The organism is Rubrivirga sp., from assembly GCF_049648075.1.
Taxonomy (GTDB): domain Bacteria; phylum Bacteroidota; class Rhodothermia; order Rhodothermales; family Rubricoccaceae; genus Rubrivirga.
This window is the reverse complement of sequence record NZ_JBARYR010000294.1, coordinates 1-8,090: the sequence shown is the minus strand read 5'-3', so window position 1 is coordinate 8,090 and position 8,090 is coordinate 1. Positions and strand designations below refer to the sequence as shown.

Here is an 8,090-nt window from a genome sequence, read left to right as displayed (position 1 = left end):
CCACGAAGGCGGCGGCGAGTGCGCCGCCCACCTCGAGTCGCTCGACCGGAGCCGGCCGCCCATCCGGCAGCGCCTCGACCGCCGTGAGGCCCTCGAGGGCGGACCGTTGCTTCTCCCCGACGGCGATCTGCGCGACGTCGTCCTCGAGGTCGCGGGGGACATCGCGCTGCGGTCCTTGTTTACGCTCCGCCGCTACCTCACGCCGCGCATCGCTCACGCTGGAAACGCGCGGTTCGGAATGCTCTCGTTCGACGTCGTCGTGTTCGAGGTCCCCGGCGGGCGCGTCGTCTCCAACGAGGTCGAGGTCCACGTCGAGGGCGACGCCGCGATTCCTGACGCGCTCGACCGCGTCTTCCGCGAGCACGGCCTGGAGCCGGCCTCGAGGTCGGCCTTCGAGCGGGCCGTCCTGCGGGTCCGCCGCTCGCTCGACGAGACGGCGCTGGTGCTCCCCGACGAGCGCCTCGTCCTCGAGGGCGCCGTGCGAGAAGGAGGGAGTCTCGCCCCGATCGCCCAGGTGATCCTCCTGGACGAGCGAGGCTTCCGGCCCGACACGATCGCTACACAAACCGGTCTCGGAATGGCACGCGTCCGACAGGTACGGGAACGATTTAGAGAGGTACGCCTGAGCGTCCTCGAGCCGCTGGCCCCGATGCCGCTCCGGCGGTCCTTCCAGGTCCCGGCCCCAGTCCGTCGCCCTGCGCCGCCCCCATCCGTCACCACGGAGGAGTCGTCTCGTGGAGATGGGTCGCCTCTCCTTCCGGGGACGGACACGCTCGATGATCTCCTGGACCTGTTCGAGGCCGAGGCCCCGGACACGCCCCTCTTCGGCGACGAGCCTGCCGATGACGAGGGTGGCGGAGCCGCCGTTGCGGCGCGGCCTACCTTTTCTCGACGTCGGTACCCGGTCGTCCTCGGACCCGTTGCGACTCCGGCGCTCGCTCGCCGTCCGTCGACGTCGTTCTCCGAGGTCAACCTCGCGACGATCGAACGGTCGAAGCCGGCCCCCGTGGATCAGGCGCAGCCAGAGCGCCTGGAGACCGATTTCGAGCTCCACCCGGAGACGCCGTTGCTCGCGGCAGCGCACTCGCTCGTCGACCACCGTCTTTCGGAGTTCGAGACGGCGTCGACGCAATTTCTGCTGTCGCGCGCGCCTTCAGACGCGCGTCCCCTCGTGGTGAGCGCGCACGGCGTCCGGCTCGCCCTCGAGTCGTTCCGGTCCGTCCTGCCCCAACTGTCGGCCCAGCACCTCGTCGTGGGGCTCCGGCCTCTCGTCTCCGACCTAGATGCGGCCCTCGACTACAGCCGTGCGGCCCTCGCCGCGGCACGCTCCGTAGACGCCGCTCCGACGCACCTCGGCAAGCGCGCGCGATGGGCGCTCGACGCTGCCGCGGCCCGCTTGCGATCTGACGAGCACTTCCAGTGGCAGAACCGCGCCCGCCGGCTCCTAGCCCGTGTGGCGGCAGAGGCCGCGTCTGGGCTGTCCAGAAGCGACGACTCGGGGCAGCAGCGCGAGGACTACGTCGGGGCTCCGCTCAGCGGGGCGCCCCCGACGCGTCTCCATCACATCCTCGGCTCTCAACTGTGGAGCCGGTTCGAGGCGATCCGCGTCCTCGAGGACGACCTCGACGCGCCGACCGCCGAAACAGCGCGCAGGCTCTCGGTCGCCATCAGCGGCCTCCTGTTCGTCCTCGAGGTTGTAGCCCCCATTGCGAAAGAGGCCGGGCCGCACGCGTCGTCGGTCGTGCGCGCGTTGCGAGCCGCCGAGGAGTCGACGGTGTCGGCACGTCAGAAGGCCGTCACGGCAGGGTTGCTGGGCGTCGCCGACCGAGAACCGACGTTCGACGGGATGACCGGCGTGTGGAGAGCGATCACGTCACCCGCGTTCCGATCCAGGCTGGGCGCTATCGTCCAGGCGATTTAGCCTTGCTGATGCGGGTGTAGGCCCAGGGCTCGCAGTGGAGTCGTACAGGCAGCGATGCCGCGCCGCGGCGGTGTGGAGCGCATGTCAATCCGTTCCCAGCGGCGTCATCTTCAATGAGTCACGACATGACTCGGCGTCCGAGTGAGTTACTTGGGTCCTCACACCAGGAATTTCCTGGGGGCCTCCTACTTCATGACCCCGCTCAGCTACCTCCGCACCTACCGACCGGACCGCGCCGTGCTCACGGGCGAGTTCTTCAGCCAGGGGGCTGTCCGCGTCGGTCCAGGCGACACGGTCGGGGTGGTGATGATGGAGCTCGGTGGGCCGCTCCGGCCGGCGGAGGTCGTCCCGTTCCTCGAGAGCCGCCTGCTCGATCCCGTCGAGGTCGAGCTGCGAATCCCCAAGGCGCTCCGTCCTCGAGCGGCCCGGTACCTGGCTCGCAAGATGGGCCGGGAGCTCCAGCGCTCCTTCGAGATGATCGGCGGGACGAGCCCACTCCGGCGTCACGTCTCGGAGCAAGCCGCCGCCCTCGAGAAGCGGCTCAACAGCCGGTTCGGGTCGCAGACCCAGATCACGTTCAAGACCTACGTGGCGATGCGCCACGGCGACCCCTCGATGGGGAAGGTGCGGCAGCGGATGGCCGAGGACGGCGTCACCCGCGTGGTGCTGCTCCCGCTCCAGCCTCACTACTCGGCCTCGATGGCCGGGTCCGCGCTCTCCTACTGGCAGGCGCACGGTTCCGTCAGCGTACCGACAGCGCTCGTGTCCGAGTACGCGACGCATCCCAAGCTGGTGCGGGCGCTGGTCGAGCGGATCAACGAAGGCATCCAGCGCTTTCCGCGCCAGGTCCGCGACCGCGTCCAGGTCCTGTTCGCTGCGCACGGAGCGTCCCAGCGGCACCTGTCCAAGCTCAACGACCCGTACTGCTGCCACGTCCACGCGACCGTCCGAGCGGTCCAGGCGGCGCGCCCGAACAGCGGGCCGTCGAAGGTGGCGTTCCTCAAGCCCCTCGGCTCCGGCCGCGCGCTGGGCGACAGCGTCGACGACGCCGTAGCGGACATGGCCGCTGACGGAGCCGGCGCCATCTTGGTCGTCCCCGTCTCGTTCCTGTCCGACCGCGTCGACACGGCGTTCGACCTCGACGTGACGGTCCGGGCCGCGGCGAAAAAGCAGGGGATCGAACACTTCGAGGTGACCAACGGCCTCAACGGTCACCCGCTCGTCGTCGATGCGCTCGCGGAGTGCGTCGGCGTCCACCTCGAGCCGGACGTGATGGCCGGAGGCGACGGGCTCGCCTCCGACGAGCCCCCGGCTGGGCCGAGCCTGTCCCGAACGGCCGTGGCCGCTCCCGGGTGCCCCGTGTGCGAACGTGCGAGCAAGGCGCGTGTCTGGATCGAGGACGCGCCGATCTTGGGGACAGTGACACAGGAGTCCATCGACGGCGACTCCGTTCGGTCGGCGGCGTAGGGACCGTGTCGGCGTCGGATCACCTGCTCCGAACGATGGCGTCGATCGCGCCCGGGACGCGCGTGGTGGACCTGTCAGCCGGGGAGGGGCGGCACATCGTCCCGCTCGCTCTTCTCGGCCTCGACGTCCGAGGCGCCACGGACCGACCTGAGATCGCCCGCGCAGCGTTGGCACAGGTCCTGGGCCAAGAGTCGAACCGACGTGTCGTCGCGGCATCGTCCGTCGCGTCAGGATTCGCGCCCCGCTCCGCCGCGTGGGTCGTCCTCGAGGTCGCCGGACCGACCCAGGCCGCATCTCTCGCCGAGGCCTACCGCGTTCTCGAGCCCGGCGGGTGGGTGTGGGTCGAGACCGACGACGCGTCCGACCTCGAGGCCGACGCGGCTGGCGCTGGGTTGGTCGTGGCCGAGTCGCCCTCGACGGATTCGGACGGCGTCCACGCGATCCTTCGGCGGCCGGGGGGCATCGGATAAGTTGGATCGGTAAAGGCATCCTCCCTCACCGCAGGAGTCCTGCGACTAGCTTGCCCACCGAACGATGTCGATGAAGCCCCCTCCTGATCCCTCGCCGTCCGGCCCGGTCTCGACTGCGAGGGAGTGGTCCGAGGTCGTCCTGGCTCTCGGGCTGATCTCAGGGTTGGTCGTCCTGCTCACGCTCGACGTCATCGAGCCGAGGCCGGTCGAGATGGAGCCGGCAGAGACGGTGTTGTACCGGATCGTGGAGTATCTGGAGCTCCTGGCAGAGATCGCAGCCGCCCTCGTGATCGCGTGGGGCGTGATCCAGGCGTTCGGCTCCTATCTCATCCGCGTCGTGCGACCTGGCGGCGAGGCCGTCAACGCGACCGAGGGGCTACGACTTCGTCTGGGCCGGACGCTCGCCCTCGGCATCGAGTTCACCCTCGCGGCCGACATCCTGGCGACGGCCGTCGCGCCCACGCGCGCGGACATCCTGACGCTCGCGGCCCTGGTGCTGCTGCGGACGCTGCTCAACACGTTCCTCGAGCGCGAGATCCGGGAAGGGCGAAAGCACCGCAAGGAGGAGATACAGGAGACGGCAGGCTAAACGTGCCCGCCGCTCGATCGCGTCCTCGAGGACGAAAACGGCGCGGGAGCGCGGAGTGCACCCAGCAGTCCTCGAGGTCGGGACCGCGCGCCCTCGAGGACGATGCGGCTACCGGCGGCGCTTGTTGCCGCCCTTTTTTCGCGTGCCTCGCGTCTTTCGCTTGTCGCGCCTAGACTTGGCGCCGCTCGAGCGCCGCTCGGACCGGTCCTCGGCGCCCGGCAGCTCGACGAAGGCGAGGTCCACCTTGCGCGTCTCCGGCTCGGCGGCCTCGATCTTGACCCGGCACGGTGCGCCAACCTGGATCCGACGTCCCGAGTCCTTGCTGACCAAGACGTAACGGCGGTCGTCGTACTCCCAGTAGCCGTCCATGCCGCGGACGTGGACGAGCCCTTCGACCAAGAGCGGCCGCATCTGGACGAAGACGCCGAACTTGGTCACGCCGACGACGACGCCGTCGAACTCGTCGCCCAGGTGCTGCGCGGCGTACTCGACCTGCTTGAGCTTGACCGACTCGCGCTCGGCCTCGGCGGCTTCGCGCTCGCGTGCCGAGCAGTGCTCGGACAGTTCCTCGAGCGTCTCGACGGTCGGGATCTTGCCCTTGGCCTGGTCCTGCATCCGCTTCAGGATGCGGTGCGCGATCAGATCGGGGTAGCGGCGGATGGGGCTCGTAAAGTGCGCGTAGTGCTCGAACCCGAGCCCGTAATGGCCCTCGTTGTCGGGCGAGTAGACCGCCTTCGACATCGACCGGATCGCGGCCTGCTCGATGATCGGCGCCTCCGGCGAGCCCTTGACGGACTTCAACAGCTTGTTGAGGTCCGACCGCTTGACCTCGCCCTCCGTGTTCGGAAGCTTGTGGCCGAACGGCTTGACGAAGTCGGCGAGCGTCTGGATGCGCTCTCGGTCCGGCGGCTCGTGGACGCGGTAGACGAACGGGACGCCTCGCTTCGACGCCTCCTTCGCGACGGCCTGGTTGGCCAACAGCATGAACTCCTCGATCAGCCGGTTCGCCGGCTTCCGCTCCTTCTCGTACACGTCGACCGGTTGGCCGTCGACGTCGAGCTTGACGCGGACCTCGGGCACGTCGAAGTCGATGGCGCCCTCGGACATGCGCTTCTTCGTCAACGTCGTCGCCAGGTCGCCGGCCCGCCGGACCTCGTCCTCGAGGTCGTGGCTCTCGCCATCCAGGACGGCCTGGGCGCCGTCGTAGGTGAACCGTTCCTTGGAGTGGATGACCGTCTCGACGATGTCCCAGCTGTGGACGTGGCCGCCGCCGTCGACGGCCATGATGCAGGAGTACGCCAGCTTGTCCTCGCGCGGGCGGAGCGAGCAGACGCCGTTGGACAGCGCCTCGGGCAGCATCGGGATGACGCGGTCGACCAAATACGTGCTCGTCGCGCGGTCGACGGCCTCGAGGTCGATGGTCTTGCCTTCAGGAACGTAGTGGCTCACGTCGGCGATGTGGACGCCGATCTCGGTCATGCCGTGGCCCAGGTCGCGCGTGTGGATCGCGTCGTCGAAGTCCTCGGCGTCCTCGGGGTCGATGGTGAAGACGAGCGCGTCGCGCAGGTCCAATCTTCGGGCGACCTCCTTCTTGGTAATGCCGGGCTTGATCTGCTGGGCCGCGTTCTCGACCTCGATGGGAAAGTCGCTCGGCGCGCCGTGCGCGATGGCGAGCGCCAAGACGTCGACGCCGGGGGCGTCGGCCTTGCCCAGGATGCTGACGACCGTTCCTTCGGGCGCCGCCTTGGGGTCCTCGAACCGGTCGATGGTCACAACGACTTTGTCGCCGGGCGTGGCCCCGTTCCAGTCGTCGCGGTTGACGTAGACGTCGTGGTGGATCCGTTTGTCGTCGGGGACGACCCAGCCGGACTTGCCCGTCGTCGAGAACGTCCCGACGGTCTGGGTCCGGCCCCGCTCGACGACCTCGAGGACTTCGGCCTCGCGCTTCTGATCGGACGGCTGGTTGCGCTTTTGGGCGGCGAGCCCGACGCGGACGCGGTCGCCGTGGAGGGCCGTGCGCATCCGTCGAGGACGGACGAAGAACTCCTTGTCGTCGTCGGTCTTGACGAACCCGAACCCCTGCTGGGCCACGGACAGCACGCCGACGGCCTCGTTCTGCGGACCGCGGTGCTGGATCCGGCCGCCATTGGCGCGGTCGACCTGGCCCGAGTCTCGCAGGCCGTCCACGACCTCGAGGAGCGTCTGATACCGGCCGTTGTTCTTGATCCCCAGCGTTTTGGAGATCTCCTTGGCCCGATACGCGCGGTCGGGGTGCTTTGACAGAAACGTTAGAACTTGTTCGCGGAGAGCGTCGGCGGCGCGATCGTCGGCCATAAGAGCGGGGGGAATCGGCCGTTTCTACCCCGTGGCCGCGAGAGAGGTCCGTAAGAGCCGTTCCAGACGTGTCGACTCTCGGCGAACCCTCGGGCATTCCGTCCGGCCTACACACTCTCTTTCGCCATGCTCCGCTCAATCGTCCTCGCCCCGCTCGCCCTCGCCTTCTTCCTGGCGGCGCCGGCCCCGACCGAAACCACCACGCCGCCCGACGCCGATGTCTACGCCGTCGTGTTCTACGCCGACTGGTGCGGCAACTGCCGCATCTTGGACCCCAAGGTCATGACCGTCTGGCCCGGGTTCTCCGAGCGCCCGATCGAGATGGTCAAGCTCGACTTTACCGACGCCGAGACGACGGCTTGTTCCGAAGCGCTCGCGGCCCGTCGCGGCCTCGAGGACGTGTACGCTGCGAACGCCGGGCGGACCGGCTTCGTCGTCCTCGTCGATGCGTCGTCGGGTGAGGAGGTCGGCCGGATCGGCGCCCGTGATACCGTCGCCGAGATTCGGACCAAGCTGAACAGCGCGCTCGCTCAGTCATAGAAATCCAGACGGATGGGTGGGCACGGAATGCGCTGAGCCCGCCCGATGTCGTTCCTTGTCGGACTCCGACTGCTCCCATGCGTGCGATCTCCCTCTTTCTCGGCCTGATCCTGGCTCTGCCGCTCGCGGCCCAGGTCGATGGCGACCCCAGCCCGTACTCCGAGGCGAGCTTGGTCGCCGACGCCGACGCCGTTCGCCCGGGCGAGTCCATCGACGTAGCGGTCCGCCTCGACCTCGATGAGGGGTGGCACTCGTACTGGATCAACCCCGGCGACTCCGGCCTGCCGGTCGTCGTCGAGTGGACCGCCCTCGAGGGCGCGACGGCCGGGCCGCTGCAGTTCCCGTACCCGGAGCGCTACGACATCGAGGGCCTGACGAGCTACGCGTTCGAAGGCTCCCCGCACTTCCTGACGCGCGTCGCCGTCCCCGACGACGCCAGCGGCACGCTCGACCTCGAGGCCGACGTCACGTGGCTGGTCTGCGAGGAGATCTGCCTGCCCGCCGAGCAGACGGTCTCGCTGTCGATCCCAGTCGGTGAGCCGACGACAACCGGCGCCCTCGAGGACGCGCGCGGCTACTTGCCCGTCAAGGCCGAAGGCTGGACGGCGAGCGCCGCCGCTACTCCCGACGGCTACGTGCTGTCGCTCGACCCGCCCGACGGCTGGACCGGCGACCTCGAGGGCGCGCAGTTCTACGTGGACGAGACCGGGGTGATCGACCACCCGGCCGGGCAGGCGTGGCAGCAGGAGGGAGGCGCGTGGGCCGTCGC

Annotated in this window: 7 protein-coding genes; 6 read left to right on the top strand and 1 reads right to left on the bottom strand. The window is 69.2% G+C overall.

All coding sequences use genetic code 11. From position 1 onward, the window contains the following. The 4 genes from WBA11_RS08840 to WBA11_RS08825 all read left to right on the top strand — a co-directional run. The coding region (locus WBA11_RS08840; RefSeq protein WP_424520334.1) for a hypothetical protein at nucleotides 1–1,921 on the top strand (1,921 nt) is incomplete at its 5' end. 192 nt (nucleotides 1,922–2,113) lie between these two features. After that, complete coding sequence (hemH, locus tag WBA11_RS08835; protein WP_424520333.1) at nucleotides 2,114–3,388, top strand: ferrochelatase; 1,275 nt, start codon at nucleotides 2,114–2,116, stop codon at nucleotides 3,386–3,388. 5 nt (nucleotides 3,389–3,393) lie between these two features. Beyond that, the gene (locus tag WBA11_RS08830; RefSeq protein WP_424520332.1) at nucleotides 3,394–3,858 is read left to right on the top strand and encodes a class I SAM-dependent methyltransferase; all 465 of its coding nucleotides are present in this window, start codon (nucleotides 3,394–3,396) and stop codon (nucleotides 3,856–3,858) included. A 70-nt stretch (nucleotides 3,859–3,928) separates the two neighbouring features. Further along, nucleotides 3,929–4,447, top strand: coding sequence for a DUF1622 domain-containing protein (locus WBA11_RS08825; RefSeq protein ID WP_424520331.1), 519 nt, complete (start codon nucleotides 3,929–3,931; stop codon nucleotides 4,445–4,447). A gap of 108 nt (nucleotides 4,448–4,555) precedes the next feature. Here the strand turns inward: WBA11_RS08825 and rnr are convergent, their stop codons facing one another. Next, a complete protein-coding gene (gene rnr / locus WBA11_RS08820; protein ID WP_424520330.1) occupies nucleotides 4,556–6,781 on the bottom strand; it encodes a ribonuclease R in 2,226 nt (741 codons plus the stop codon). A gap of 126 nt (nucleotides 6,782–6,907) precedes the next feature. Here rnr and WBA11_RS08815 point away from each other — a divergent pair, with 126 nt between their 5' ends. Together WBA11_RS08815 and WBA11_RS08810 are read left to right on the top strand one after the other, a co-directional pair. Next, nucleotides 6,908–7,321 carry a TlpA family protein disulfide reductase gene (locus tag WBA11_RS08815; RefSeq protein WP_424520329.1) on the top strand — a complete coding sequence of 138 codons (414 nt, stop codon included), beginning with the start codon at nucleotides 6,908–6,910 and terminating at the stop codon, nucleotides 7,319–7,321. Nucleotides 7,322–7,398: 77 nt separating this feature from the next. Then, a partial coding sequence (locus WBA11_RS08810; protein ID WP_424520328.1) for a protein-disulfide reductase DsbD domain-containing protein occupies nucleotides 7,399–8,090 on the top strand: 692 nt, incomplete at its 3' end.